General features: G+C 72.5%; 22 protein-coding genes and 2 pseudogenes. 6 read left to right on the forward strand and 18 right to left on the reverse strand.

The window, feature by feature from the left end; all coding sequences use genetic code 11:
• The 10 genes and pseudogenes from LG396_RS28390 to ureA all read right to left on the reverse strand — a co-directional run.
• A partial coding sequence (locus LG396_RS28390) for a beta-ketoacyl synthase N-terminal-like domain-containing protein (RefSeq protein ID WP_225796946.1) occupies positions 1-844 on the reverse strand: 844 nt, incomplete at its 3' end.
• Between the two features lie 1738 nt (positions 845-2582).
• Positions 2583-2882, reverse strand: a pseudogene (locus LG396_RS40030) (ATP-binding cassette domain-containing protein); the annotation flags it as partial.
• Between the two features lie 82 nt (positions 2883-2964).
• On the reverse strand, positions 2965-3477 hold the full coding sequence (locus tag LG396_RS28400) for a tetratricopeptide repeat protein (RefSeq protein ID WP_225796947.1): 513 nt from the start codon (positions 3475-3477) through the stop codon (positions 2965-2967).
• Positions 3478-3639: 162 nt separating this feature from the next.
• Positions 3640-4374, reverse strand: a complete 735-nt coding sequence (locus tag LG396_RS28405) for an alpha/beta hydrolase (protein WP_225796948.1) — start codon at positions 4372-4374, stop codon at positions 3640-3642.
• A 220-nt stretch (positions 4375-4594) separates the two neighbouring features.
• On the reverse strand, positions 4595-5365 hold the full coding sequence (locus LG396_RS28410) for an urease accessory protein UreD (RefSeq protein WP_225796949.1): 771 nt from the start codon (positions 5363-5365) through the stop codon (positions 4595-4597).
• Positions 5366-5562: 197 nt separating this feature from the next.
• Positions 5563-6153: pseudogene (ureG, locus tag LG396_RS28415) on the reverse strand (urease accessory protein UreG); the annotation flags it as partial.
• 31 nt (positions 6154-6184) lie between these two features.
• Complete coding sequence (locus tag LG396_RS28420) at positions 6185-6838, reverse strand: urease accessory protein UreF (protein WP_225796950.1); 654 nt, start codon at positions 6836-6838, stop codon at positions 6185-6187.
• 8 nt (positions 6839-6846) lie between these two features.
• Entirely contained in the window at positions 6847-8721 is a 1875-nt protein-coding gene (gene ureC, locus LG396_RS28425; RefSeq protein WP_225796951.1) for an urease subunit alpha, read from the reverse strand.
• Between the two features lie 31 nt (positions 8722-8752).
• On the reverse strand, positions 8753-9337 hold the full coding sequence (locus LG396_RS28430; RefSeq protein WP_225796952.1) for an urease subunit beta: 585 nt from the start codon (positions 9335-9337) through the stop codon (positions 8753-8755).
• Between the two features lie 10 nt (positions 9338-9347).
• On the reverse strand, positions 9348-9731 hold the full coding sequence (ureA, locus tag LG396_RS28435) for an urease subunit gamma (RefSeq protein ID WP_037749600.1): 384 nt from the start codon (positions 9729-9731) through the stop codon (positions 9348-9350).
• Between the two features lie 374 nt (positions 9732-10105).
• On the opposite strand from ureA, the gene LG396_RS28440 reads away from it, so the two are divergent.
• Positions 10106-10858, forward strand: a complete 753-nt coding sequence (locus tag LG396_RS28440) for a chitinase (protein ID WP_018839088.1) — start codon at positions 10106-10108, stop codon at positions 10856-10858.
• 109 nt (positions 10859-10967) lie between these two features.
• On the forward strand, positions 10968-11999 hold the full coding sequence (locus LG396_RS28445) for a chitinase (protein ID WP_018844751.1): 1032 nt from the start codon (positions 10968-10970) through the stop codon (positions 11997-11999).
• 77 nt (positions 12000-12076) lie between these two features.
• On the opposite strand, the gene LG396_RS28450 is transcribed toward LG396_RS28445, so the two are convergent.
• Positions 12077-14035, reverse strand: a complete 1959-nt coding sequence (locus tag LG396_RS28450) for a right-handed parallel beta-helix repeat-containing protein (protein ID WP_225796953.1) — start codon at positions 14033-14035, stop codon at positions 12077-12079.
• Between the two features lie 234 nt (positions 14036-14269).
• On the opposite strand from LG396_RS28450, the gene yaaA reads away from it, so the two are divergent.
• Both yaaA and eda read left to right on the forward strand, forming a co-directional pair.
• Positions 14270-15067, forward strand: a complete 798-nt coding sequence (gene yaaA, locus LG396_RS28455) for a peroxide stress protein YaaA (protein WP_027767983.1) — start codon at positions 14270-14272, stop codon at positions 15065-15067.
• Between the two features lie 108 nt (positions 15068-15175).
• Positions 15176-15820 (forward strand): bifunctional 4-hydroxy-2-oxoglutarate aldolase/2-dehydro-3-deoxy-phosphogluconate aldolase, encoded by a 645-nt coding sequence (gene eda / locus LG396_RS28460; RefSeq protein ID WP_225796954.1) that lies wholly within the window; start codon positions 15176-15178, stop codon positions 15818-15820.
• Positions 15821-15999: 179 nt separating this feature from the next.
• Here the strand turns inward: eda and LG396_RS28465 are convergent, their stop codons facing one another.
• From LG396_RS28465 to LG396_RS28485, 5 genes are all read right to left on the reverse strand, one after another.
• Complete coding sequence (locus LG396_RS28465; protein ID WP_225797065.1) at positions 16000-17523, reverse strand: MFS transporter; 1524 nt, start codon at positions 17521-17523, stop codon at positions 16000-16002.
• A gap of 65 nt (positions 17524-17588) precedes the next feature.
• On the reverse strand, positions 17589-18176 hold the full coding sequence (locus LG396_RS28470; RefSeq protein ID WP_027743877.1) for a TetR/AcrR family transcriptional regulator: 588 nt from the start codon (positions 18174-18176) through the stop codon (positions 17589-17591).
• Between the two features lie 120 nt (positions 18177-18296).
• The gene (locus LG396_RS28475; protein WP_225796955.1) at positions 18297-19514 is read right to left on the reverse strand and encodes a bifunctional RNase H/acid phosphatase; all 1218 of its coding nucleotides are present in this window, start codon (positions 19512-19514) and stop codon (positions 18297-18299) included.
• On the reverse strand, positions 19514-20257 hold the full coding sequence (locus LG396_RS28480; protein ID WP_225796956.1) for a zinc ribbon domain-containing protein: 744 nt from the start codon (positions 20255-20257) through the stop codon (positions 19514-19516). The genes LG396_RS28475 and LG396_RS28480 overlap by 1 nt, the downstream gene beginning before the upstream one ends.
• Positions 20254-21168 carry a Nif3-like dinuclear metal center hexameric protein gene (locus LG396_RS28485; RefSeq protein ID WP_225796957.1) on the reverse strand — a complete coding sequence of 305 codons (915 nt, stop codon included), beginning with the start codon at positions 21166-21168 and terminating at the stop codon, positions 20254-20256. The genes LG396_RS28480 and LG396_RS28485 overlap by 4 nt, the downstream gene beginning before the upstream one ends.
• Before the next feature lie 444 nt (positions 21169-21612).
• On the opposite strand from LG396_RS28485, the gene LG396_RS28490 reads away from it, so the two are divergent.
• A complete protein-coding gene (locus LG396_RS28490; protein ID WP_225797066.1) occupies positions 21613-22872 on the forward strand; it encodes a hypothetical protein in 1260 nt (419 codons plus the stop codon).
• A gap of 93 nt (positions 22873-22965) precedes the next feature.
• Here the strand turns inward: LG396_RS28490 and LG396_RS28495 are convergent, their stop codons facing one another.
• A complete protein-coding gene (locus LG396_RS28495; protein ID WP_225796958.1) occupies positions 22966-23844 on the reverse strand; it encodes a MaoC/PaaZ C-terminal domain-containing protein in 879 nt (292 codons plus the stop codon).
• 299 nt (positions 23845-24143) lie between these two features.
• Here LG396_RS28495 and LG396_RS28500 point away from each other — a divergent pair, with 299 nt between their 5' ends.
• Complete coding sequence (locus tag LG396_RS28500) at positions 24144-25334, forward strand: CapA family protein (protein WP_225796959.1); 1191 nt, start codon at positions 24144-24146, stop codon at positions 25332-25334.
• Between the two features lie 91 nt (positions 25335-25425).
• Here LG396_RS28500 and LG396_RS28505 read toward each other — a convergent pair whose 3' ends face one another.
• Positions 25426-26880 carry an MFS transporter gene (locus tag LG396_RS28505; protein ID WP_225796960.1) on the reverse strand — a complete coding sequence of 485 codons (1455 nt, stop codon included), beginning with the start codon at positions 26878-26880 and terminating at the stop codon, positions 25426-25428.
• Between the last annotated feature and the right edge of the window lie 71 nt (positions 26881-26951).

Consider the following 26951-nt stretch of genomic DNA (forward strand, 5'->3'; position numbering starts at 1 on the left):
GGAGCATGCCCAAGCCCTCGGACATGGCAAGGCCGTCCGCGGCCGCCGAGAATGCCTTGCTACGTCCGTCAGGAGCAAGGCCGCGCTGGCGGCTGAAGGTGACAAACTCCCCCGGGCTGGTCATGACGGTGACGCCGCCGACCAGGGCAAGTGAGCAGTCGCCGTTGCGCAGCGCCTGCACTGCCAGGTGCAGCGCCACCAACGAGGATGAACAAGCCGTGTCGACGGAGACGGCGGGGCCTTCAAGGCCCAGGGTGTACGCCACGCGCCCGGAGAGCACACTTGCCGAACTTCCTGTCGAAAAGTGACCTTCGAGTTCGTCAGGGATCTTCGGGAGGGTGGAGCCGTGGTCCACGAGGTTGAACCCTATGAAGGTACCGGTCTTGGTACCCCTCAGAGAGGTCGGGTTGATGCCAGCGCGTTCGAGTACTTCCCAAGAGGATTCCAGGATGAGCCGCTGCTGCGGGTCCATCGCCAGAGCCTCACGGGGTGATATATCGAAGAAGTCGGCGTCAAACTCGCCGGCTTCACTGAGAAAGCCGCCTTCCCTGGTGTACGACGTCCCGAAGCGATCGGGGTCAGGATCGAAGAGACCTGCCAAATCCCAGCCACGATCCTCGGGAAACGGAGAGATCGCGTCGCGCCCCTCGTGCACCAGTTGCCACATCTCCTCGGGGGATTTCACACCACCAGGAAAACGGCATGCCATTCCGACGATGGCGATCGGCTCGCGCGCCGACTCCTCGACCTCTTGAAGACGTTGGCGGGTCTCGTGCAACTCCGCAGAAGCCCACTTCAGATATTCGCGTAGAGTCTTCTCGTTGGAAACGGGATCATTCGACATGGCGGCTGGGCTCCTCCGTCGTCACATCCTTCAACCAGATGACGCTATAAGGGAGGTGACGTCATGGACGACACTCTGCCGCCGCCCTCAGGGGTCCGGTGCAGAAACTCACCGGCCGTCTCATGAGTACTGTAGGGGGTACCCCGTGAACAATAGGGGTTGACGTTCACCGGAGCCGAGGGTAGATCCACAATGGATCTAGGTTAATGCAGCAATCCCAAGCCCTCACCCACGAGCTTGATTGCACGAAGCGCGATCGAACCGCCGATCATGCACATCACACCAACGGCATCAACTGTGCGCCTCCACCTTTGTTCCACTTACCCCATCCCGCACTGTAGCCCAAACTCTCAATTACACGGAGAAATTCACTTTCCTGACCTCTGGAGATCCTCCATATCAACGACTCATCTCCTTCTCGGAGACGATCTCGGTCGATGAGCCCGAGCTGCGAAGTGGAAGGCTCCAGGCCGGCTACCGTGCAGCCGGGTTGGCCATCTGAGCGCAGGCGGCCTGAAGCGGCGGGCTCGCATGTGGACATGCGGCGGGAAGACCCACCGCCGCGGGCCGTCCTCGGCGGTCTCAAGAACGCAGACTGAGCCGCCGCCCTTGCCCTACGCGACCGAGCACAGTCACGAGGCGGCCACCATGGGAGCCAACAAGCCGAGCCCGCCACTCACCCTGCACCACGCCAACCGTGTACAGGGGATGTGCCCCACCATCCGGTTTCGCCGACGAAGGCTTGCACTTCGATGGCTGCGGATCGTCATCCTGCTGGTGGATGTCAGGTACGGCAAGGGGCGGCCACCGTTGATCATCGTGACGTGTGTGGGGTTACGATGAGACGGTGGCCGCGGATCACAGCATAGCGCTCACACCCGCTGGCGGTAGGCGTTCGAGGTGACCAGCCCAGAACGCACGGGCACCCCACGCGCCCTTGAACCTGCCCGCCCTCGTATCCCCGGTCTACGGACCTTGATTTCAGTCGGCCGTAGCTCGTCGAGGATGACCGTGCCGACTGCGGTCACGCGGGAAACCCGCAGAGCGGGCGGCAATCTGCTGGTGTGAGAGCAGTCCAGCGGTGGCATGGATATTGTCGCTCGAGTGCCCGCGACGGCCGAGATGTCGGGCAAGAGCGAGCAATTTCTTCAAGTGCGCGATTCCATGTTCGCCCCGGATGCGCCGGGAAGGGCCTTGTGCTGGAGATCATGCCGCTCGCCGCGCCAGGCGAAAGCGTTTTTCTTGGACTTGCGGCGCGGTGGTGTGAGCACCCGGACAGCAGACGCCATCTGATCCACGGCCACTAGTTCAAACCTGCCCGGGAGGACGGCGGAAACCACCTCGCCCGCGGTCCTTGAACGCATAGTCCCCCGCCCGCGCCAGCTCCAGCGAGCCGACCGGCTCCGGGAACACGCCGACCATCACCACAACCACCGCGTCACCACTCAGGTGCCCCGGGAATACCCCCCGCCCTCGACGAACGGAACCGCATCCGCGCGGCCATGGACCGCATCCTCAACAACACCCCGACCCGCTCCAACTGCGCGATGACCGTCGTCACCCTGGCCACCGAAGCCGACGTCCGCGCAACGCCCTCCCCCAGCGTCGCACGGCCGGGAGGCCGACTCCTACGAGCCGGTCCGAGCCAAGGGCGGAACCCCCGACAGGGAAAAGCACCTCCGCGGCGTCCCCACCCCGGCTGGCCTTCCCGACCGTGAGCCCTCGCAACGGCGGATGCCTGGATCTCGGTCAGGAGGTCCAGGATCCGGGCCTGGGTGGTGACGTCCAGCGCGGTGGTCGGCTCATCGGCGATGAGCAGCTCGGGGTCGCAGGACGGCGCGATGGCGATCATCACGCGCTGGCACATGCCGCCGGAGAGCTGGAAGGAGTAGGCGTCCATGCGCCGCTCGGCGCCGGGGATGCCCACCCGCGCCAGCAGTTGTACGGCCCGCGTGCGGGCCGCCTCCCGCGCCAGCGGCAGGTGCAGCCGGATGGCCTCGACGAGTTGGTCGCCGACGGTGTACATGGGCGACAGGGCAGGGCTTGCCCGGGGCGGGGTCGTTTTCCACGCCGTTGCGGCGGCCCCTGCCGGGCGACGTCACCGTGCACTTGGGCGCCCGTTACGAAGCTGCCGGCACGCCGTCCAGGTCGTCGGCGTAGTGCTCGATCGCCCGCCGGTAGTCCTGCACCCGGCGGTGGCTGCTGGTGGCGGTCAGTGTCCTCAGCAGCAGCCGGACCGCCTCGCGGCCTTCGCCCTCGTTGTACAGCGCCATGGCGAGGAAAGCCCGCAGCGCCGGATCGTGGGGGAACTCCTCGAGCCCGAGCCGCAGAATCCGCACGGCCTCCCCGTAGGAGCCCAGGACGCGGTGAGTGCTGCCCAGCCCGAGGAAAGCCCCGTGACGATCCTCCGGGGACAGGCCCGCACCGCCCAGGGCCCGTTCATAGAACGGGACGGCTTCGCGCTCCAGGCCGAGAACGTCATGTGCCCAAGCGGTCTGGTAGGCGATCTCGGCATCTCCGGGATACCGCTCGGCCAGCTCCATCAATTGTTCCCGGGCCGGGCCGGCCCGGCCCTGTTCCCGCAACTCAACGGCTTGCGCCAGCGCCGCGGCCCTCTCGCGATCGTCGCTCATGACGCTCTACGGTGGCACACCGCACCCGTAGCACACCGCCTGTGCCCCCGCTGCCCGGCGACGCGGGCGCGGGGCCCCTGCCGAGTCGGCAGGGGCCCCGCGGTGCAAGCAGTCACGGAGTGCCGGGAGTTATCCGTCTGCTGAGGGGCCGGCGGTCCGGCCTCACTTCAGGTGGCGGGTGAAGAAGCGGTCCGCGCCCTCCCCTGCGTGCTGCGGGACTCCGGTGTGCCCGCCCATGTTGGCGTGCAGGGACTTCTCCGCGGAGCCGAAGGCGTCGAACAGGTCCAGGGCCGCCTGCCGGTCGTTGCCTTCGTCGTCCCACTGGAGCAGGACGTGCAGCGGGATGGTGACCTGGCAGGCCTGCTCGAAGATGGCGCGCGGCACGTAACTCCCGGCGAAGAGGCCGGCGGCCACGATGCGCGGCTCGACCACCGCGAGCCGGATGCCGATGGAGATCACTCCCCCCGAGTACCCGACCGGGCCGCCGACGTCGGGCAGCGACAGGAGGGCGTCGAGGGTCGCCTGCCATTCCGGGACCGCCTTGTCGACGAGCGGGAGGGTGAGGGCGTCGATGATCTCGTCGCTGACCGGCTCGCCGGCTTCCCTGGCCCGGCGCAGGTCGGCGCGGGCCTCCTCGGCGGCGGCCCAGCGGGGCCGGTCGCCGCTGCCGGGGAGTTCGATGGTGGCCGCGGCGAAGCCGTCCGCCGCGGCGTGCCGGGCCCGCGCCGCCAGCCGGGGGTACATCTTGTCCAGTCCGAGCGGGGGGTGGCCGAGCAGAATCAGCGGCGCAGGTGCGGACGCGGGCGTCCACAGGATGCCGGGGATCTCGCCGAGGGTGAACCTGCGCTCGCGGACGTCGTCTTCGAGGCGCTGTTCGGAGGTGAAGTGAAGGGCCATGGTCGTGCCTTTCGGGAGTGCGCATGAACGGCGCTCCCGGACGACCTACCGCCCGACCGTGACCCCGGAGGAGAGCACCCACGTCGATACGTTCACGGGTACCACCTCCTCGCTCTCTCGCACGGCCTCCGCGAAGGTAGCAGCGGCCGCCGCGGCCCGCCATCGGTTTATGCGCGGGCTCCGTGGCCCGAACGCTCAACCACCTGCCGGGACACGGCTGTCAGACCTGAGCCGGCTCATGGGGGCGGGCACGCATGGCCTCATCGCGCCAGTCGGCGAAGGCGGGGTCGCACAGCCGGTCGCGGAACCGGCCGATGCCCATCCAGCGCAGTACGGCGCCGGAGCGGTCCAGGGGAAAGTAGGTCTCCCCGGGCCCGGTGGTGCCCGCTGCCGGTTCGCCGACCGGTCCGGGCGACCACCCGAGGGCGGTGACCGTGTCCATGGAGCGCAGGTCTCCGAAGACGCCCGGCATCCGGCGGGCCTGCCGGCCCAGGTCCAGGTGTTCCACCTGCACCGGACCGGTGTCGTCGGTCGCGTCCAGGGACGTGGTCAGGTCTCCGCCCGACTGCCCGGCGCGCCCCAGCACGACCTTCTCCTGCATCAGTGCCCTGCCGGTGCCGTGCAGCCGCAGCCGGGTGCCCCGGTGGACGGCGGTCCCGTCCGAGACCACGAACGGCTTTCCCTCCCAGGTCAGCACGGCGCCGTCGCCCACGGCGGCGTCGATCGTCCAGGACGACGGCGCGTCGCCTCCGTACGCGACCGTGCCGGTCGTCTCCACGACGTCGAGCCAGGCGCCGGGAGCGACGTCCACCTCGATGCGTACGTGGTCACCGGACAGCAGCAGCGCCTGGGTGGCGAGCAGGCCCACCCGGGCTCCGTCGGCGTCCTGGTCCATGACCCGTACGGTCAGGTGCCCGGTCGTGTGGTGGACGCGGCTGCGGCTCGCCGTGGGGGCGACGCTCAGCCGGGTCGGGCCCGTCGTGCCGGTCATGCGCCGTGCCCGGCGTTCGCCGGGGCGTGGCCGTGGTGGGCGTCGGCGGTGCCGTCGGCATCGGTGGTGCCGTCGGGGTGGGTGGGGCCGTGGGCGTGGGTGTGCGGGTGCGCGTCCCCGGCGTCCCCGGCGTCCTGGTCGGCGTGGAAGTGCGGGGCCATGGGGCCGGGGTCGACGGGGGCGTGGTTGCCGGTGCGGTAGCGGGTGAGGGCGTCGCGGACCCAGTCGGTCAGCGTCCGGACGGACGCCTCGTCGTGCCGGGACAGCGCGACCACCGGGGAGCCCTCGCGGGCTTCGCGGCCTTCCCGGGCCATGCGTGCGACGTCCACGCCCACGTACGGGCCCAGGTCGGTCTTGTTGATCACGAGGAGGTCGGCGCGGGCGATGCCGGGGCCGCCCTTGCGGACGACGTCGCCGCCGCCGGCGACGTCCAGGACGAACAGTTGGGCGTCCACCAGGGCCGGGGAGAAGGTCGCGGTGAGGTTGTCGCCGCCGGACTCGATGACGACCAGGTCCAGCGGGCCGAAGTCGGCCTCCATGTCCTCGGCCGCCAGCAGGTTGGCGGTCACGTCGTCGCGGATCGCGGTGTGCGGGCACGCGCCCGTCTCGACGGGGCGGATCCGTTCGGGGTCCAGCACGCCGGCGCTCCTGAGGAAGCGTGCGTCCTCGTCGGTGTAGATGTCGTTCGTGATGACGCCCAGGCGCAGTTCGCCGGCGAGTGCCCGGCACAGCGTGGCGATGAGCGAACTCTTGCCGGTGCCGACGGGACCGGCGACGCCCAGACGCATGGCGCGGACGGGGGCGGTGGCGGTGGTGTTCTCAGGCACTGAAGAGTCTTTCCGTGGCGGTGTCGTGGGTCTCGGCCCAGCGCTCGATGAGAGGGGCGCCGTGGGCCGGGATCTGCTCGGGGGTGCGCAGGCGGGCGACCTGCGCGGCCATCTCGTCGATGTCGGGCAGCAGGCCGTTCACCCACGCGGCGGTGAGCAGCGGGTCCTGCGGTTCGAGTTTGAGCAGGGCCGCCGTCGCGGTCTGGACGTCGTCGTACCCGACCAGCCGGGCCACGTCGGCAGGGGCCAGCGCGGCGCGGTGCGCGAGCAGCCCGAGTACGACCGGGCGCGACCAGGTGCGTGCACGAGCGTCGACGGGCCCGGGCCAGAGCGTCTGCAGGACGCGCAGGTATCCGCGGCCCAGCCGCCGCCCGTTGGCCCTGAGCGCCGGGCTGGGGGTCCGCGCGGCCCATGCGGCCTCGACCTCCGCGAGGTCGCCGCCGCCCGCCGCCACCGCGCGGGCGACGACGGCGGTCCCCGCCTCGACGCGGGTGACCGTACGGAGGCGTGATCGCAGGTAGGCGGGAACCCCGGCGGGTGTCAGGCCGGCCCGTAGCGCCGGCTCCAGACCGGCGGACTGCGTGTGCCCGCCGGACGGGAGCCGGGCGTCGCCCAGCATGGCGAGCAGGAGCGGAGAGGTGCTCACCGGGTGCCTCAGAACATCAGGTAACGCTGGGTGAGGGGCAGGTTCTTCGGCGGCTTCGGCTGGTCGAGATACCAGAAGCCCTCACGGGTCCTGTGCTTGGTGAGGCCGTGCTCCTGCGCCGCATCGAGCCCCGGGATCTCCACCGCGATCTTGAAGGTGCCCGGGTCGATGTCGATGCCGAACCGCTCGCCGTTGAAGACCATGTCCGCCTTCTCGACGCCCTTGACGGGCTTGGCTCCCTTCAGCTCACGCCGCAGGCCGAGGGTGGCCCGCAGCGAATCCTTGAAGACGCCCTCGCCCCTCACCGCGTCGTACGGGTCGGCGCCTGCGGGCGGGTTGAGCACCTTGTCCGAGACGAACGAGTAGGACAGCCGGGCGGCGATCGCGTCGGCCATCGCCGGGCGCAGGAACGTCGGCTGCGGCGTCGACACCGAACCGTTGGGGTCGCCCAGGTTGCCGAGCACCATGGCGCCCGCCTTGATGACCGTCTCGGGCCGTACGGCGAAGAAGCGCGGGTCCCACAGCACCAGGTCGGCGAGCTTGCCCGCCTGCACCGAACCGACGTACTCGTCGATGCCGTGGGCGATGGCGGGGTTGATCGTGTACTTGGCCACGTAGCGCAGCGCACGGGCGTTGTCGCCCTTGCCCTGCCCGGCCCCGTAGAAGAAGTTCGCGTCCTTGAAGGTCCGGTGGCTCCACTCCTTCATGACGTGGGCGACCTGCCAGGTACGGGTCACGACCTCCCCGATGCGGCCCATGGCCTGGGCGTCGGAGGAGGTGATCGACATCGCGCCCATGTCGTGCAGCACGTCCTCGGCGAACATGGTCGTGGAACGGATCCGGGAGTCGGCGAACGCCTGGTCGTTCTTGTTGGCGAGGTCGAGGTGGTGGGCCGAGGCCAGCATGTCGATGTGCTCGGCCACGGTGTTCCTGGTGTACGGCAGCGTCGGGTTGGTCGAGGCCGGCAGGACGTTCTCCTCGGCGGCGACCTTCAGGATGTCGGGGGCGTGCCCGCCGCCGGCGCCCTCGGCGTGGAAGACGTGCACGCCGCGTCCGCCGACGGCGTCGAGGGTGGTCTCGACGAAGCCGGCCTCGTTGAGGGAGTCGGCGTGCAGGGTGACCTGCATGCCCCACTCCTCCCCCGCCTTCAACGCCGCGTCCAGGGCCGCGGGGGTGGCGCCCCAGTCCTCGTGGATCTTGTAGCCGCCGGCGCCCGCCAGCGCCTGCTCGTCCAGGCCTTCCCTGCTGACGGTGTTGCCCTTGCCCAGCAGCATCACGTTGACCGGCAGGTCGTCGAAGCTGCGGTGCAGGTTCACCAGGTGCTGCGGGCCGGGGGTCACGGTGGTCGCCTTGGACCCCTCGGAGGGGCCCACGCCACCGCCGATCAGCGTGGTGGTTCCGGTGGCCACGGCCTCCCTCACGGCCGAGGGGGAGATGTAGTGGACATGGGTGTCGACGGCACCGGCGGTGAGGATCTTGCCCTCGCCGGCGATCACGTCCGTGGCGGGGCCGATCTCCAGCCCGGCGGTGACCCCGTCCATGACGTCCCTGTTGCCGGCCTTGCCGATCGCGACGATCTTGCCGCCCTTGATCCCGACGTCGGCACGTACGACGGCGTTGCCGTTCTCCCGCTCCTGGGCGGGGGCGACGTCCAGGATGACCACGTTGGTGATCACGGTGTCGGCGGCGCCCTGCGCACTCGTGGTGGTCCCCTGCAGCATCGACTCGCGGATGGTCTTGCCGCCGCCGAAGACCGCCTCGTCACCACCGAAGGTCAGGTCCTCGGTGATCTCGATCCAGAGGTTGGTGTCGCCCAGGCGGACCTGGTCGCCCACGGTCGGGCCGTAGGACTTCGCGTACTGGTCGCGGCGGATTCTCGCCATGCTTCCTCCAACTGCCGTTTACGAGGGCCTGTCAGCCGAGATCCACGTCGCCGGCCCGCTTGTCCTTGCGCAGGCCGGGAACACGCCGGTCGCCACCGATCGGTACGACCTCGATCGCGTCGCTGGGCGCGCTCTCCGGGCTGAACCGCATGGAGTCCCCCGGAGCGATGTCGAGGCGGTAGCCCCAGGGGGCGACTCCCGGCGTCTTCGACCGGTCGTGCGCCGACTCTCGGGCCTTGGCGATCTGCTCGGGCCGGGCGCTGTGCGGGTCGGTCAGGGCGGCTTCGGCCTCGGCTGCGTTGCGCAGGTCGCTGAAGAACAGCAGGTCCGCGTTGACGTCGGCCAGGTGAATGTGCGAACCGACCTGGATGTCGCGGTCACCGACGTTGACCACGTAGACGACGGCCTTGCCCTCCGCGGAGTTGAGGACCAGCTCCGCGGCCGGGTCCTTGACCCAGACCTCCCCCACCCTGAACCGGGAGAAGTCGCAGACCCGGCTCGGATCCAGGGCGGAGGGCGGCAGCAACTCGTGCTCTCGGTCAGGGGCCGTGACGACAGGCGCCGCGACCGGCGCGGGGTGCGAGGGATTCGCGGCCGGCGACTGGAAGTAGGGCATCGGTGCGTCCTCAGCGGATCGGGGCGGGCAGCGTGGCGACCCTCGGGCGGATCGGGTCGTAGAGGGTGACGAGCTTGCGGCCGTCGGGGAAGGTCGCCTCGACCTGGAGGACGTCGAGCATCTCGGGCACGCCGTCCATGACGTCGTCGGTCGTGAGCACGCTCTCGCCCTCACCCCGGGTGTCGCCTTTCCGCTCCTCCAGGGGAGTGCCGGCGTCGCTCATCATCTGGTCGACCGTGTAGTTGCCCGCCCGGGCCTCCTCGATGACCCAGCAGCTGAGGTAGGCGACGGCTTCGGGGTAATTCAGCTTGATGCCGCGCTCCTTGCGGTAACTGGCGAGCATCCCGGCCACGCTCAGCAGCAGCTTTTCCTGCTCTGACGGAATCAGGTGCATCCGTGCTCCTCGGTGGTGGTGGAATCCCCTGCGGGTTCTCGACGCCATGCCGATCATCGTGGGACCGGCCACAGCACAGCCGCACAACCGCTTCCCACCCGTCAAATGGGTGTTAGTACGTTCGCCTGAGCGAAGCCCACGTCAGTCGGACGGTGAACCTGAGGGTGGCGCCGCAGGCGTGCTTCGGAGGGCGTCGGCGTCGGCCCTGAGAGTTCGCCCTGGACCGGCCCTCCGGCGGAAGCCGACAAGTCGACCCGGGGCAGAAGCCATTGGTCTACACCTTGTCTTGGTGTAGACCAAGGTGATTGACTGCGCCCCGTCAAGCTCCCATGCCGGCGTCCGCGTCGGCGACCCCCCACCAGGAGAGTGATGAGGTGCTGAGGAAACTCGGAACGAAGGTCAAAGCCCTGCTCGCGATCGGGGCCCTTGCCGCGGCGCTCGCCGTCGTGCTGCCCGTGACCGCGTCGGCCGGCGAGGGCGAGGGCGGTGCGGACGAGAGGGCGGCTGCCGCGTTCGTCGTCAGCGAGGCGCAGTTCGAGCAGATGTTCCCGGGGCGGAACTCCTTCTACACGTACCAGGGGCTGACCGACGCGCTCAGCGCGTACCCCGGGTTCGCCGCCACCGGTGACGAGACCACGCAGAAGCGCGAGGCCGCCGCGTTCCTCGCGAACGTCAGCCACGAGACCGGCGGGCTCGTGCACATCGTCGAGCAGAACCAGGACAACTACCCGCACTACTGCGACGCGTCGCAGCCCTACGGCTGCCCCGCCGGGCAGGCCGCGTACTACGGGCGCGGGCCCATCCAGCTCAGCTGGAACTTCAACTACAAGGCCGCCGGCGACGCCCTCGGGATCGACCTGCTGAACGACCCCTGGCAGGTCGAGCAGAACGCCGCCGTCGCGTGGAAGACCGGGATCTGGTACTGGATGACGCAGTCCGGGCCCGGGTCGATGCCCGCGCACGACGCGATCGTCGGCGGGCACGGGTTCGGCGAGACCATCCGGGCCATCAACGGGTCGATCGAGTGCAACGGCGGCAACCCCGGTCAGGTGCAGAGCCGGATCGACAAGTACACCCAGTTCGTGCAGATCCTCGGCACGACCCCCGGTGACAACCTGAGCTGCTGACCCCGGCCGGCTCGACCACGGCCGGGCGCGGGCCCGTTCCGCCCTTCCCGGGGCGGGTGCCGCGCCCGGCCGTTCCCCCCACGTAACCACCCCCCACCCGGAGGCAGTTGTGGCACGCGTACGTACACACAAGTTCCGGAAGACGCGCAAGCGGCTCGTCGGCACCCTCGCCGCCGCGTCGCTCGCGGCCGGCGGGCTCGCCGCCGTGGCCGTCACCGAGGCCGCCGCCGACCCCGAGCCGGTCGCGCAGGGCGCCGCGGCGGTGCCCGCGCACGCCGTCACCGGCTACTGGCAGAACTTCGACAACGGCGCCACCGTCCAGACCATCGCCGACGTCCCCGAGGCGTACGACATCGTCGCCGTCGCCTTCGCCGACGCGACCGGCACCCCCGGCCAGGTCGACTTCACCCTCGACCCCGCGCTCGACTACACCGAGGACGCCTTCAAGGCGGACGTCGCCGCCAAGCAGGAGAGCGGCAAGTCCGTCGTGATCTCCGTCGGCGGCGAGCGGGGCGCGGTCGCCGTCAACGACGCGGCGTCCGCGGACGCCTTCGCGACCAGCATCCTGTCGCTCATGGAGGAGTACGGGTTCGACGGCGTCGACATCGACCTGGAGAACGGGCTCAACTCCACGTACATGACGCAGGCCCTGGAGGCGATCCACGCGGGCGCCGGCGACGGCCTGGTGGTGACGATGGCGCCGCAGACCATCGACATGCAGTCGCCGGAGAACGAGTACTTCAAGACGGCGCTGAACATCAAGGACTTCCTCACCGTCGTCAACATGCAGTACTACAACAGCGGTTCCATGCTGGGCTGCGACGGCCAGGTCTACTCGCAGGGCACGGTCGACTTCCTCACCGCGCTCGCCTGCATCCAGCTGGAGAACGGCCTCGACCCCTCGCAGGTCGGCCTCGGCACGCCCGCCTCGCCGCAGGCGGCGGGCGGCGGGTACGTGGATCCGGGCGTGGTGACGGACGCGCTGGACTGCCTGACGCGGGGCACCGGCTGCGGCTCGTTCACGCCGGAGAAGACGTACCCGGGTCTGCGCGGCGCGATGACCTGGTCCACCAACTGGGACGCCACCAACGGCAACGCCTGGTCGGACAAGGTCGGTCCGCACGTCGACCAGCTGCCGTAACCGCAGGGAGCAGCAAGCGGCGGGGCCGGCCGGGACTTCTCGTCCCGGCCGGCCCCGCCCCCCCGTTACCGCGTCGGTCAGTCCTTCCCGCTACGGGCCGGGGTGCCGTCCTCCGCCCCCGGCCAGCCGTTGATCACGAACTGCGAACCCGGCTCGATGTCCACGTCGCCCTCGGCCGAGCCGGTGATGGTGACGTCCGTGAGGTTCGCGCTGCCGCGGGCGCCGCCCATGGCGAGGATGCCGGAGCCGTTGTTGGACTTCTCGATCGACACGTTCGAGATGTTCACGTTCGGCATCTCACCGCCGCCCGTCTTGAACTGGATCCCGTCGTACGTCGAGTCGTGGATGTCCGTGTCCTTGATCGTCACGCCCGGGATCGGCTGGCCCGCCGGGAAGAGCGTGATCGCGCCGAACTCCTGCGCCTCGCCCCAGAACGCGCCGCCGCAGCGGTACAGCGAGTTGCCCGAGAGCACCGTCTCGCCGGAGAACGGCACCGGGTCGTGATCGGTGGCGAGCATGATGCCCGGGTAGTTCGCCGTGTCGGAGATCAGGTTGTTCTCGGCGGTGTTGCCGTAACCGCCGTAGATCGCGATGCCGTTCGCGCGCCAGGGCAGCTGGATGGTGTTGTTGCGGAAGGCGTTGTCGTGGCCGATGTCGGTGGCCGGGTCCTTCACGTACTTGCTGGCCCAGACGGCGAGCGAGTCGTCGCCGGTGGTGCGGAAGGACGAGTTGACGACCTCGGAGTTGCGGGTGCCGTTGGTGAAGTTGATGCCGTCCGCGTACGTGTTGCGGATCCGCATGCCGCTGAACTTCAGCCCGTCGGCCGGGCCCCACAGCTCCGGCCTGTTGGAGTAGTCGCGGCCGACCCAGACGCCGACGTTGGCGTGCTCGATCCACACGTTCGTGATCTCCGTGCCGACGCCGAACCGGCCGTTCAGGCCGACGCCGCCCTCCTGGCCGCCGTCGCCGCCGCGGATGGTGCCGGAGCCGAAGATGGCGAGGTCGGAGATCTTGGTCTGCTTGTCGATGTCGAAGCCGAAGTTGCCCTCGTGCGGGTGGTTGATGCCGCCGGCCTCGTGCGGCGGGGTCAGGGTGGAGAACTGCGAGTGCCACATGCCGGCGCCGCGGATGTCGACGTTGCTGATGCCGACCTGGTTGTACTGCCCGCCGGCGAGGTCCTCGGTCAGGATCTTCTGCTCCTGCCGCCACTGGCCCGGCGGGACCCAGACGCACTCGATCTCGCCGTTCTGGTCGGCGGTGACGGCCGCCTGGAGCGCCTCGGTGTCGTCGTTGCCGTCGTCGGGCACGGCGCCGTACTCGGTGATCGACGTGCACTCGGCCGGCTTTTCCTTCGGCGGCGCGACCTGCTCCAGGTCGATCAGGTCGATGACGTAGAACGCGGCGCTGTCGTCGGCGTCGCGCTGGAGGCGGAAGGTGGTGCCCTCCGGGTAGCTCTCCTCCAGCAGCGCGTGGGACTCGTCGAAGAGCCGGCGGGCGTCGGTCTGCGGGTTGTTGGTCAGGCCCTCGGGGTCGTCGGTGTTGCCGTACAGCCAGCTGTGCTTCGACGACAGGTCCAGCTTCTGGACGAACTCGCCGTTCGCGTACAGGCTGATCGTCGCCTCCGCGCCGCCGCCGCCCGGGGCGTCGGGGATGGAGTTGCGGACGACGATGGAGTTGGTCGGCGAGGTCGAGGTGAACTCGACGTACTGGCCGGTGTTCTCCAGCCGCACCGACTGGCGGCCCGAGGACTCGGACGCGAAGTTCGTGTGCCCGAAGGTCCGCTTCGCGTCGGCCTCCAGCAGGGTGCCGTCGTACGTGCCGGCCTCTGCCTCGTACTCGACGTAGGGCAGTTCCGCGCCGGCCGCGGCGGCCCCGGCGGCCGGGCCGGTGCCGCCGCCGCTGCTACTGCCCGTGCCGCCGCCCTCGGGTGCGACGCCGGCGAGGGCGGAGCCGGACAGGGGCAGGACCCCGATCGCGACCAGGCCGAGCGCCGGTATCCCGACGGCCACGCGCCGTCTGAGCTGCTTCCACTTCATGGTGTCCTCTGTTCTGTGGGGGGCTGACAGAGTGCGCATGCCGTTCTCTTGCAAGAAATCAACGTAAGTTTGCGTAACTGAGTCGATGTCTTGCTGATTGGCAGTCAGAGTTTTGAGGCAGGTCGCGGGTTTGTCAATGGTCCGCGCACACCGCCTTGTCCGGACCACCGACGCCGCGCGGGTAGGCTGCCGAAGGGCGGAGGGGGAACCGGAAACGTCATCGCGGGAGGACTCGTGCTCGTACTGCTGCCACCGTCCGAGGGCAAGGCCGAGGGCAGGCGCGGAGCCGCACTGAAGCTCGACTCGCTCTCCCTGCCCGGCCTCACCGCCGCCCGCGAAGCCGTCCTCGACGAGCTGGTCGGCCTCTGCACCGCCGACGAGGAGAAGGCCGCCGACGTGCTGGGCCTCACCGACGGCCTGCGCGGCGAGGTCGCGCGCAACGCCCGGCTGCGCACCGCGCCCACCCGCCCCGCCGGGCAGATCTACACCGGCGTGCTCTACGACGCGCTCGGCCTCGCCACGCTCGACGCCGCGGCGAAGCGGCGCGCGTCGGCGTCGCTGCTGGTGTTCTCCGGCCTGTGGGGAGCCGTCCGCATCGGCGACCGCATCCCCGCGTACCGCCTCTCCATGGGCGTACGCCTCCCGGCCGCCGGCGCGCTCGGCGCGTACTGGCGCGGCCCGCTGGACGCCGCCCTGCCGGCGGCCGCGGGGCGCGGGCTCGTCCTCGACCTGCGCTCGTCAGCGTACGCGACGGCCTGGCGGCCCCGCGGCGAACTGGCCGCGCGCACGGCGGCGGTGCGGGTGCTGCACGCGACGGTGGTGGACGGGGTGGAGAAGCGGTCCGTGGTCAGCCACTTCAACAAGGCGACGAAGGGCCGCCTGCTTCGCGACCTCCTCACCTCCGGCGCGAAGCCCCGCACCCCGGCGGCGCTGCTGACGGCGCTGCGCGACCTGGGCTACCGGGTGGAGGGTGAGCCGCCGCGGCGGGCGGGGCAGCCGTGGGAGCTGGACGTGGTGGTGACGGAGCTGTAACCGTCACGCCCTCTCGCGGGGGTGGCGTCCATGGGTGATGAACGAGAGCCCGTTGCACGGTACGCAACGTGCGTTGCACCGGTGCGCTCCCGGAGGCACGATGACGCCGTGACCACTGACTCCGCCTCCGCGCGCCCCTCCGTCCTCGGCCTCGCGCCCGTCATCCCCGTCGTCGTCCTCGACGACGCCGCCGACGCCGTGCCGCTGGCGCGCGCGCTGGTCGCCGGAGGGCTGCCCGCGGTCGAGGTGACCCTGCGGACGCCGGTGGCCCTCGACGCGATCGGGGCCATCGCCGCGGAGGTCCCGGACGCGGTGGTCGGCGCCGGCACGGTGCTCGACGCCGAGGCGGTGGCCGCCTCCGCCGCCGCGGGCGCCCGCTTCCTGGTCAGCCCCGGCAGCACGGAGCGGCTGCTGACCGCGATGGACGACTCGGGGCTGCCGTACCTGCCGGGGGTGTCGACGGTCTCGGAGGCGATGGGCCTGCTGGAGCGCGGGGTGACGGAGATGAAGTTCTTCCCGGCGGAGGCGTCGGGCGGCATCGCGTACCTGAAGTCCCTCGGCTCCCCGCTGCCGCGTGCCCGCTTCTGCCCGACGGGGGGCGTCACGGCGGAGTCGGCGCCGAAGTACCTCGCGCTGGCGAACGTCGGCTGCGTGGGCGGCACATGGATGCTGCCGAAGGCGGCGCTGGCGGCGAAGGACTGGGCCACGGTGGAGAAGCTCGCCGCCGAGGCGGCGGCACTCGGCAAGGGCTGAGACGGGGGCGGCGGGGCGGCGAGAGCACCGCTCACCGGCGGAAGCAGCGCTCTCGGAACGGAGCAGCGGACGCGGTTTCGACACCCGCTCTCCACGTAGAGCGCCGCTCTCGTTCAAGAGCACCGCTCGCTCTCCCCCGGGCGAGAGCACCGCTCTCCCCGGGCGCCGGCCGCAGGCCCTCAGTGGGACTGCTTCGTGAGGTCCAGGTTCCGCGGCACCAGCACCGCCGTCAGCACCGCCGCGCCCAGCAGCGCGAAGAACCCCACCAGCCCCGTCAGCGCGAGCGAGTCGACGAACGCGTCCCCCGCCCGCGCCGCGAGCCCCGCCGACCCCGTGCGCTCCGCCACCTCCACCGCCCCCGCCAGCGACTCCCGGGCGTCGCCCGCCTGCCCCGGGGTCAGCGCGCTCAGCGCCCCCTCCCCCAGCCGGGACCGGTACACCGCCGCCGCGATACTGCCGAGCACCGCCACGCCCAGCACACTGCCCAGCTCGTACGAAGTCTCCTCCAGCGCCGCCGCGTTGCCCGCCTTCTCCTGCGGGGTGCCCGCCATCACGATCCCCGAGGCGACCGCCAGCGACCCCCCGCCCCCGCCCAGCAGCGCCAGCGCCACCGCCATCCACGGGTAGCCGATCGGGCTCGGCGCCAGATGGATGACGAGGAACCCCAGCCCCGCGATCGCCAGACCGCCCGCCAGGACCGTCCGGGCACCGATCCGGGCCGCGAGCGCCGGCGCGAGCGGCGACGCGACGCACATGGCTATCGCCGCCGGTGTCAGCGCGACACCCGCCTGCAACGGGGTGCGGCCGTCGACCAGTTGCAGCCACTGCGCGACCAGCAGCAGCAGCGCCCCCAGCGCGAACATCGACGCCAGCGCCGCGACGATCCCCGCCGTGAACGGCGGCCGGCGGAACAGCCGCAGGTCCAGCATCGGATCCGGGCGCCGCAGGTTGCGGCGTACGAACCAGCCGAGTGCCAGCACCGCCGCGCCCAGGGCCGCCCACGACTCCGGCGCACCGAAGCCCTCCTTCGCGAAGTGCTTGATCGACCAGACCAGGGCGACCATGCCCGCGATGATGGCGACCGTGCCCGGCACGTCCCAGCGCGGCCGGTGCGCCGTGCGGTACTCCGGCAGCAGGAAGAGGCCCGCGACGATCGCCGCGGCCATCAGCGGCACGTTGATCAGGAACGCCGAGTGCCAGGACACGTGCGTCAGCAGCAGCCCGCCGACGACCGGCCCGACGGCGATGCCCACGGCCGAGGTCGCCGCCCACACCCCCAGCGCGGTCGCGCGCTCCCGCGGGTCCGTGAAGACGACCCGGACCATCGACAGCGTCGTCGGCATGATCATGGCCCCGGCGACGCCCAGCAGCGCGCGGATCAGGATCACCCCGGCCGCGCTGTCGGCGGCCAGGATCGCCAGCGAGAACCCGCCGAAGAGCAGGTATCCCGCGAGCAGCATCCGCTTGCGCCCGTAGCGGTCGGCGAGGGCGCTGACGGGGACGAGCAGTCCGGCGAGGATCAGCGCGTAGACGTCGACGATCCACAACTGCTGTGCCGCGGAGGGCGCGAGGTCGGCGGTGATGTGCGGGAGCGCGACGTTCAGGATCGTCACGTCCATGGCGATCACCAGGAGGCTCGCGGACAGCACCGCCAGCGCGGCCCACCGCCGCCCCCGGCTCAGCCCGGCGGCCTGGTCCGCCACGGTCGGGTCCGCCAGGGCCGGTTCCGTACGCACACCGCCGCTCTCCACCGCGCCCTCGTCCCCGCTCACTTCGCCTCCTCCCGGCCCGGACCCGAGCGGATCAGGGCGGTGATCGCCCGGGTCAGCTCGTCGAGTTCGACGGGTTCGCCCCGGAACATCACGTGCAGGGTGATGCCGTCCGTGAACGCGGCCAGCAGCCGCGCGGTCGCCGGGTCGGTCCAGTCACTCAGCAGCTCGACCATCCCGTCGAACCAGCGCAGCGCCAGCGGGCGCAGTTCGGGACGGTGGATCGTGGCGCCGTAGAGGGCGAGGTCGGTGCGCATCTGGTCGGTGTCGCTGAAGTACTCGTGGAGGATCCGGGCCAGGGCCTCCGGCCCACGCGGCTCGCCGGCCGAGGCGCTCCGCACGTGCTCGACGAACTCCTCGATCTCGTCCACCAGGACCTGGAGGCCGGCCTCGCGCAGCTCGTCGAGGGAGGTGAAGTAGTACGTGGTCGCCCCCAGCGGCACGCCGGCGCGCTCGGCGACCCGGCGGTGGGTGATGTCGCCGCCACCGCCCTCCACCAGCAGGTCCGCCGCGGCCCGCACGATCGCCCGGCGGCGCGCCTGCGGGTCGCGGCGGCTGCGCGCGGCGGGCTTTCCGGACTCGGGCATACGAATCCCTCCAGTGCTGTACGCCTGTACTAGTACCACTGTACATGTACGTCTGTACCAGAACGCGGGCAGCAGGGAACCCGGGCGGTGGCTGCCGCCCGGAAGAGGGTGGAAAGCGGCTCAGCTCAGGTACGAGGTGTCGTTCAGCAGGCGTACGCTCGCGAGCCCGTCGGCGAAGTACGCGACCTCGGACAGCGCCGCCGGCGACAGCTCCATCCGGTACAGCGACTCCGGCGGCGCGCCCAGCGCCAGCCGGACCAGCGTCTTGACCGGAGTCACATGGGTGACGAGCAGCACCGTGCGGCCGGCGTAGCGCGCGAGGAGCTTGTCGCGCGCGACCGCGACGCGGCGGCTGACCTCGGCGAAGGACTCCCCGCCGCCGCTCGGCGCCGCCTTCGTGGAGCGCAGCCAGGCGCCGAGGTCGTCGGGGTGGCGCTCGCGCACCTCCGCGAACGTCAGCCCCTCCCAGGCGCCGAAGTCCGCCTCGCGCAGCCCGTCCTCGACCCGCACGTCGAGGCCGAGCCGCCCGGCGACCGCCTCCGCGGTCTCGCGGCAGCGGCGCAGCGGGGAGCTGACGAGGGCCTGGACGGTGCCGCGGGCGGCGAGGTGCCCGGCGGCGGCCGCGGCCTGCCCGCGGCCGGTGGCGGAGAGCGCGGGGTCGCTGCCGCCGGTGCCGGAGAAGCGCTTCTGGGGGGTGAGGTCCGTCTCGCCGTGGCGGAGCAGGAGGAACGTGGTGGGCGCCCCGAGGTCCGCGCCCCAACCCACGGCGGGGGTGGCGGACTTGGCGGTGCCGCCCGCGGCCCGTACGCTGCCGGCGCCTTCCCGGGCCCCGGCACCGCCCGCTCCCGCGGCTGCCGCATCACCTGCCGCAGCCGCGTCCGGTTCCGCCCGCGACGCCGCCGCGCTCCACTGTTCGCCGCGCTTGCCCGCGTCCATCGCCTCGTTCGCGAGCTTGTCGGCGTGCTTGTTCTTCTCCCGCGGGATCCACTCGTACGACACCCGCTCCGGCGGGAAGGCCTCCCGCGCCTCGGCAGCCAGTTCGCGCATCCCCGGGTGCTTGATCTTCCAGCGCCCCGACATCTGCTCGACGACGAGCTTGGAGTCCATCCGCACCAGGACCTCGGCGTCCGGGTCGAGCCCCCGCGCCGCCCGCAGCCCGGCGATCAGCCCCCGGTACTCAGCGACGTTGTTGCTCGCCACCCCCACGTACGCCGCGTCCTCGGCCAGCACCGCGCCGTCCGCGCCGCGCACGACGGCGCCGTACCCCGCGGGCCCGGGGTTCCCCCGCGAGCCGCCGTCCGCCTCGACGGTGAAGGCGCGCCGGCCCGGGCCCGGCATCAGAGGCCGGATTCGGGTGTACGGACCAGGATCCGGCGGCAGTTCTCGCACCGTACGACGGTGTCGGGGGCCGCGGCCCGTACCTCGTTGATCTCGGTGATGTTCAACTCCAGCCGGCAGCCCTCGCAGCGCCGCTGGAAGAGCCGGGCCGCGCCGACGCCGCCCTGCTGCTCGCGCAGCTTGTCGTACAGCTTCAGCAGGTCGGCGGGGATCTCGCCGGCGGCGTCCGCGCGCTCCTTGGTGACGCTGGCGGCCTCGGCGTCGATCCCGCCCACCGCCGCGTCGCGCCGCGCGGTGGCGTCCGTGATCTTGGCCTGCACGGACTCGACCCGGCCGGTCAGCTCCGCCACCCGCTCCTGCGCGGTCTCGCGGCGCTCCATGACCTCCAGGACCACGTCCTCCAGGTCGCTCTGCCGGCGGGCCAGCGAGGCGATCTCGCTCTGCAGGTTCTCCAGGTCCTTGGGCGAGGTCACCGCGCCCGAGTCCAGGCGCTGCTGGTCGCGCGCGGCGCGCTGGCGCACCTGGTCGACGTCCTTCTCGGCCTTGGTCTGCTCGCGCTCGGTGTCGCTCTCCTCGGTCTGCGCGGCGACCAGCAGGTCGCGGTGCTGGGCGAGGTCGGCCTCCAGGCCGGCGACCTCCTCGTGTTCCGGGAGGGTGCGGCGGCGGTGCTGGAGCTGGGTGAGGCGGACGTCGAGGGCCTGGACGTCCAGCAGGCGGATCTGGTCGGCGGGCGCGGCGTTCAAGCTGGCTGCTCCGGGCTCGTAGGGGCAAGGCTGGTGTGGGGGGTGGGCGACCCCGCGGGGCGCGCGGCCGGGGCGGGGGTGTGCGTGGTCCAGGGGTCGGTCACGATACGCGACACCTGGGTGCGCAGACCCCATGCGTTCCGGTCCGAGATCGCGTCCAGCTGGGCGGCGGCCTGCTCGCACCAGGGCCACTCCGTGGCCCAGTGGCCCGCGTCGATCAGGTACGGGCGGCCCCCGCCGGCGAGCGCGGCGTGCTGCTGCGCCTCGGAGACCGGGTGGTGGCGCAGGTCGGCGGTGACGTAGACGTCGACGCCCGCGGCGCGCACGGCGTCGAAGAGCCCGTCGCCGGAGCCGCCGCAGACGGCGGCGGTACGGACCTCGCCCGCCGGGTCGCCGGCGACGCGCAGTCCGGTGGCGGTACGGGGCAGGGACGCGGCGGCACGGTCGGCGAACTCCCGCAGCGTGACCGGGGCGTCCAGCTCGCCGAGGCGGCCGAGGCCGCGGCGCCCGGCGGGGTCGTCGGCGTCGGGCACGAGGGGGCCGGTGACGCGCAGGCCGAGGGCGCCGGCGAGGGCGTCGGAGACGCCGGGGTCGGCGCGGTCCGCGTTGGTGTGGGCGACGTGCAGCGCGATGTCGTTCTTGATGAGCGTGTGCACGACGCGGCCCTTGAACGTGCCCGCCGAGACGGTCGACGTACCGCGCAGGTAGAGCGGGTGGTGGGTGACGAGCAGATCGGCGCCCGCCTCGACGGCCTCCTCGACGACCTCCCGCACGGGGTCGACGGCGAACAGCACGCGATCCACACGCGCGTCCGGGTCTCCGCACACCGTGCCGACCGCGTCCCAGGGCTCGGCGCGGCCGGCGGGCCAGAGGGCTTCGAGCGCGGCGACGATGTCGGCGAGTGCAGGCACGGGGAAAGGCTACCTCCGCGCGTACGGGCCGGTCGCGGCGGCCGCTCGTAAGCACAACGCGGCGGCGCGGCGAAGCGGAACGGCGGATCCGCCATCCGTACGTGTGAAGTGAGCGGCGCCGCGCCGATTGCTTTGACGTGCGAAAACTACCTTCGCGTGCGGAGGTGATGGGACCGGATGAGGCCCAGTGCAGAATCGATTCCGTCAGCGCGGACGGGGACGGCGCCAGCCACCGCCCCGGCGACCGCGGCGGTGGATGCGACGACGTCGGCGGATGCGGCAGCGGGCCCGGGGACGGCGGACCGGGGCGCGGAGGCGGGGGCGGGCGGCGAACCACCCGATACGGGCACGCCGACGACGGCGGAGCCCCTGACCCCGGCGGGACCCCTGCCCGCGGCAGAACCCCCGGCCGCGGCGGACGCCGCGCGGGCGGCGCCGCCGCCGATGGTGGCGGTCTCCCCGCCCACGCCTCCCGAGCCCTCGGGGGTCTCGGGGGCCTACGGGCCACCGGCCGCGGCCCCCGTGCCGCGCCACGCCGCCGCGCCCACCAAGGCGCCCCCCGCCGCCTCCCCCGGCCGCCCCGTCGGCCGGGCCGGGTTCACCCTCACCGCCGACGGCACGTACGGCGCGTGTCTCGCCAACGACGCCGACGGCAACTGGTTCCCCGAGCGCTGGACCCTCCACGGCCCCGAGGCGTACACGGTCCCGCTCCCCTGCACGCAGCCGGAGGAGCCCGGGACCACGGTCCTGCCCCTGGCCGACGGCCGTGTGCTGATCCGCCGGCTCGTCGCCGGCACCGAGCAGGCCTTCTCCCTCCTGCATCCTTCCGGCCCCGACACCACCGAGCAGGCCCTCGGCTCGGTGACCGCGCCGCGGCTCGCGCTCGTGCCGCCCGCCCCGGAGAGCGCCGAGGTGTACGCGCTGGCGCCGCCCGGCCCCGGCGGCGAGACCACCGCCGTGTGGCGGGTGTACGCGGGCGGGTTCGCCGGCGGCGGCACCGTCCACCCGGAGCGGGTCGGCGAACTGCCGGGCCGGTGCGCGGGCCGCGGCTGGCTGGACCGTACGGGCCGGGCGCTGGCCGTCGACCAGGAGCTGGACGGGCGGACGAAGGCCGTGACGGTGGGGCTGCACGGCGGCGGGATCGAGGTCAGCCCGCTGCTGGAGCTCACCGCCGAGAGCAACGACCGCCTGCTGCTCGCCGACCCCGACAGCGGGCTGCTGCTCCTGTGCTCCGACGCCCCGGGGCGCGACCGGCTGGGCTGGGGGGTGCTCGGCAGCGGGCGGCCGGTGCGGTTCCCCGAGGCGCTGTGCCCGCCGGACACGGCGGTGACGCCGTTCGCGGTGCAGCCGGGGCAGGTGCTGACGCCGGAGCAGTGCGGGGTGGCGCTGCGGCTCGACGGGCCCGGCGGCTGCCGGCTCGGGGTGTGGCGGCCGGCGGCGCGGCGGCTCGTCCAACTGCCGCCGCTGCCGGGGTGGATCACCGGCAGCGGGCTGTGGACGCAGTGGGGCGAGCTGCGGCTGCCGTTCGCGACGCCGTCGCACCCCTGCGGCCTGGCCCGCCTGGCGGTCCCGGACCCGGCCGCGGCGGACGCGGCGGCCGCGGCGGCGGAGGTACGGGACGGGCCGTACCCCGACCCGGAGGAAGCCGACGGCGAACAGGACATCCCCACGCGGCCCATACCGCTCCGGCACGCCCCGCTCTGAAGCGCCCGGTACCCCACAGCGCCACACCCGCACCCGCACCCGCACCCGGCATCGAGCGCGGGCCGCCTGCTCCGCCCCCGTACCCGGCCCCGCTCAGTCGTGCTCGATCACCGTGTCCGCCAGCACCGGCGCCTCGTCCCGCTCCACCGCACCCGCGGTCAGCCGAATCCGCCCGCCACCCGCCGGCTCCGCCTGCTCCGGCCACGTCCGGATCCGCAGCGTCTCCCCCGGGTGGACCACCCCCGCGAACCGCGTCGCATACGCCCGCACCCGCCCCGGGTCCCCGTCCAGCACCGTGTCCACCGCCGCCTTCAGCGCCATCCCGTACGAGCACAGCCCGTGCAGGATCGGCCGGTCGAACCCGGCCAGGGCGGCGAACTCCGGGTCCGCGTGCAGCGGGTTCCAGTCGCCGGACAGCCGGTAGAGCAGCGCCTGGTCCTCGCGGACGGCGCGGTCGGCGACGTACGCCGGCGGCCCCTGGGGGTCGGGCAGGCGCGGCGACGGGCCGCGCTCGCCGCCGAAGCCGCCCTCGCCGCGCACGTAGAGCTGGGTGTCGGACGTCCACAGCGGGCCGTCCCCGTCAGCGGCCTCGGTGCGCAGGACGAGCACGGCGGCCTTGCCCTTGTCGTACACGGCGGCGATGCGCGATGTGCGGGCCGCCTCGCCGGCAGGCGGCAGCGGTCGGTGCACGTCGACGCGCTGGGCGCCGTGGAGTACGGCGGCGAGGTCGACGTCGACGCCGGGGGCGTCGAGCCCGGCGCCCTCGCCGGCCACGCCGCCGTCGCCGGCGACCGTGGCGAAGCTGGGCAGCACGCGGAGCCGGTCCTCCAGGACGTAGCGCAGTTCGGCGGGGTCGGTGGCGGGGCGGCCTGCGCCGATGCCCAGGTGGTAGAGGAGGACGTCCTTGCGGGTCCAGGAGATGCGGGTCTCGCGGGGTGCGGCGGCGAGGGCCCTGGCGGGGTCGATGGGCATGGTGGCGCTGGCTCCCGAGAACGTGCGAAGACCCCGGCGTGCCGTCCGCACCAGTCGGCACGCCGGGGTCGCTCTCGGGTCGCGGCCGGAACGTGCAACAAGAACACGTTCTCACCGCCGGATACATGTATAACGCAGTCCCCCGCGGTTGGGAAGACCGTAAAGGCTCCTTACTGACACTATGTCAGCAGTGCGCCATGGACGGTCGGCTACGCATACGCGCGATCCCGCGCCGCCGTTCAGGGGACTGACCGGCCAGGCTTCTTGTATGCCTTATCCCGCTCCTGTGCATTCGACACATGCGCGGATATCAAAGGACTAGTACTACCACTGCGGCGCTGGCACTCACCGCCGCCCTGCTCGCCGCCGCCACCGCCTGCGCCCACGGGCCGGCCGGCACCACGTCCGACGACGGCAAGGCCCCCGGCAAGGACGCGCGGTCTGCCTTCACCCTCGTCGCCACCGGCGACATCCTCCCGCACGACTCGGTCATCGAGCAGGCGCGCCGGGACGCCGGCGGCGAAGGCCACGACTTCCGCCCCATGCTGGCCGGCGTCAAGCCCGTCATCTCCGCCGCGGACCTGGCGATCTGCCACATGGAGACCGTCTACGGACCGGCCGGCGGCCCGTTCACCGGCTACCCCTCCTTCGTCTCCCCGCCGCAGCTCGCCGCCGCGGCGAAGGACACCGGATACGACTCCTGCTCCACCGCCTCCAACCACACCCTCGACGACGGCTTCCCGGGCGTCGGCCGCACCCTCGACGCCCTCGACGCCGCCGGCGTCGCGCACGCCGGCTCCGCCCGCACCCCCGCCGAGGCCCTCCGCCCGGCGCTGCTGGAGGCGGGCGGCGCGACGGTGGCGCAACTCGCGTACACGTACGGCACCAACGGGGACGAGCTGCCGCAGGACCAGCCGTGGGCGGTCAACATCACCGACCCCGAGCGGATCGTCTCCGACGCCCGCCGCGCCCGCCGGGCCGGCGCCGACATCGTCGTGGTCAGCCTGCACTGGGGCACGGAGTGGCAGGACGCGCCGGACGCCGTGCAGCAGCAGCTCGCCCGCGAGCTGACCGCGTCGCGCTCGGCCGGGGCGCCCGACGTCGACCTGATCCTCGGTACGCACGCGCACGTGCCGCAGGCGTACGAGAAGGTCAACGGCACCTGGGTCGTCTACGGCATGGGCGACCAGATCGCGGGCCGCATGATCAACAACGCGGGCGCCCGCGACCCCCGCGGCAACCAGGGCACCATCGCCCGCTTCACCTTCTCCCCGCCCGCGCCGGACAGCGCGCGCTGGCGTGTGACGAAGGCGGAGTACCTGCCGCAGCTCATGGACCACGAGGGCGCGGGCCCGCCGCGGGTCGTCGACCTCGACGCCGAACTCGCGGGCGGCGGCGCCCCGGAGCGCTACCAGCGCGTACGCGACCGCATCAGCGGCGTCGTCCTCAGCCGCGGCGCGGAGGCGGACGGGCTGACCACGCCCCGGTGACACCCGGCGGCCGGCACCGCTCGCGTACGGCCGCACCGCGCAGTACGGTCCCGCGACCCGTCGCGCCGTGCCCCGCCGCGCCCCGCCCGGGTCACGCCTTCGCCGGCTCCGGCGCGGCGGCCGGGCGGGGCAGGGCTATCAGCATCAGGGCCGCGCAGCCAAGCAGGATCCCGACCCCCGTCCGGAACGCCAGCGAGTACCCCGAGGCCAGCACCTCGGGGCCGGACCCGCCGCCGATGCGCGTGGCCGCCACCGTGGACAGCACCGCGAGGCCCAGCGAACCGCCCATCGTCCGCGACGTGTTCATCACCCCGGACACCACGCCCGCGTCGCCCGCGGGCGCCCCCGAGGTAGCCAGGTGCGCCAGCGGCGTGATCATGAAGCCCACCCCGGCCATCATGAGGATCCCGGGCCCGGCGATGTCCGTGACGTACGTGCCGCCGGCATCCGCCGTGCTCTGCCACAGGTAGCCGCCGGCCGCCATCAGCACGCCCGCGATCGCCAGCGCCTTCGCGCCCGTACGGGCCAGGATCCGCGGCGCCAGCTTCGAGGCCGCCACGATCGTCAGCGAGTGCGGCACGAAGCCGAGGCCGGCCTCGATGGGCGTGTACCCGAGGACGTTCTGCATGTAGAGGGAGAGGAAGTACCAGGACGAGAACATCGCCGCACCGGTGACGAACATCGCCGTGTTGGCCGCGGACACCGCGCGCAGCCGGAACAGCCCCAGCGGCATCAGCGGCGCCCGCGTCCTGGCCTCCACCACCAGGAACGCCCCGACCAGCGCCAGCCCGCCGAACAGCGGCACCAGCGCCGCGGCCGCCGTCCACCCGTGGCTCTCGGTCTGCACGATCCCGTACGACACGGTGCCGATCCCGGCGGTGACCAGGACCGCGCCCGGGATGTCGAGCCGGCGCCGCGGCCCCCCGCGGCTCTCCGTCAGCCACAGCGCCGCGCAGGTGAGGACGACAGCGCCGACCGGCACGTTGATCAGCAGGACCCAGCGCCACGACAGCGCGTCCGTCAGCACCCCGCCGACGAGCGCACCCGCCGCCCCGCCGCCCGCGCCGACCGCCGCCCACGTCCCGATCGCGCGCACCCGCGCCGGGCCCTCGGGCACCGCCGAGGTGAGCAGAGTCAGCGTGGAGGGCGCCAGCACCGCGGCGCCGACGCCCTGCGCGGCCCGCGCGGCGAGCAGTTGCCACGGCTCCTGCGCCAGGCCGCCGGCGAGGCTGGCGGCGGTGAACAGGGCGAGGCCGACGAGGAAGACGCGCTTGCGGCCGAAGATGTCCCCGGCCCGGCCGCCGAGCAGCATGAGGCCGGCGAAGGCCAGCGTGTACAGGTTCACCACCCACTGGAGTCCCGACGCGCTCATCCCGAGGTCGGCGCGCATGGACGGCAGGGCGACGTTGACGACGGAGACGTCGAGCACGACGAGGAACTGACCCGCGCACGCCGTGAGGACGACGACCCACAGCGGTGCGCCGGCACGGCGCCCGGCCGGCGCGGGCAGCCTGGTGCCGGGTGGTGACTGGTGCATGGAGTCCATGGTCCCACCGGCCTCCGGCACCGCGCACGGGCATATCGGTGTACGGACCATGCGACCGGGGTCGTAGGGCC

The sequence above is a fragment of the Streptomyces aculeolatus genome (assembly GCF_020400605.1).
GTDB lineage: Bacteria > Actinomycetota > Actinomycetes > Streptomycetales > Streptomycetaceae > Streptomyces > Streptomyces aculeolatus.

What these genes read in the sequence shown, in the direction of transcription:
- LG396_RS28400 (WP_225796947.1), bottom strand. Translation starts at nt 3,477, where the DNA reads ATGAGCGACGATCGCGAGAGGGCCGCGGCGCTGGCGCAAGCCGTTGAG.
- ureC (WP_225796951.1), bottom strand. Translation starts at nt 8,721, where the DNA reads ATGGCGAGAATCCGCCGCGACCAGTACGCGAAGTCCTACGGCCCGACC.
- ureA (WP_037749600.1), bottom strand. Translation starts at nt 9,731, where the DNA reads ATGCACCTGATTCCGTCAGAGCAGGAAAAGCTGCTGCTGAGCGTGGCC.
- LG396_RS28405 (WP_225796948.1), bottom strand. Translation starts at nt 4,374, where the DNA reads ATGGCCCTTCACTTCACCTCCGAACAGCGCCTCGAAGACGACGTCCGC.
- LG396_RS28505 (WP_225796960.1), bottom strand. Translation starts at nt 26,880, where the DNA reads ATGGACTCCATGCACCAGTCACCACCCGGCACCAGGCTGCCCGCGCCG.
- LG396_RS28495 (WP_225796958.1), bottom strand. Translation starts at nt 23,844, where the DNA reads ATGCCCATCGACCCCGCCAGGGCCCTCGCCGCCGCACCCCGCGAGACC.
- LG396_RS28450 (WP_225796953.1), bottom strand. Translation starts at nt 14,035, where the DNA reads ATGAAGTGGAAGCAGCTCAGACGGCGCGTGGCCGTCGGGATACCGGCG.
- LG396_RS28470 (WP_027743877.1), bottom strand. Translation starts at nt 18,176, where the DNA reads ATGCCCGAGTCCGGAAAGCCCGCCGCGCGCAGCCGCCGCGACCCGCAG.
- LG396_RS28490 (WP_225797066.1), top strand. Translation starts at nt 21,613, where the DNA reads ATGGTGGCGGTCTCCCCGCCCACGCCTCCCGAGCCCTCGGGGGTCTCG.
- LG396_RS28430 (WP_225796952.1), bottom strand. Translation starts at nt 9,337, where the DNA reads ATGCCCTACTTCCAGTCGCCGGCCGCGAATCCCTCGCACCCCGCGCCG.
- LG396_RS28500 (WP_225796959.1), top strand. Translation starts at nt 24,144, where the DNA reads ATGCGCGGATATCAAAGGACTAGTACTACCACTGCGGCGCTGGCACTC.
- LG396_RS28410 (WP_225796949.1), bottom strand. Translation starts at nt 5,365, where the DNA reads ATGACCGGCACGACGGGCCCGACCCGGCTGAGCGTCGCCCCCACGGCG.
- LG396_RS28475 (WP_225796955.1), bottom strand. Translation starts at nt 19,514, where the DNA reads ATGCCGGGCCCGGGCCGGCGCGCCTTCACCGTCGAGGCGGACGGCGGC.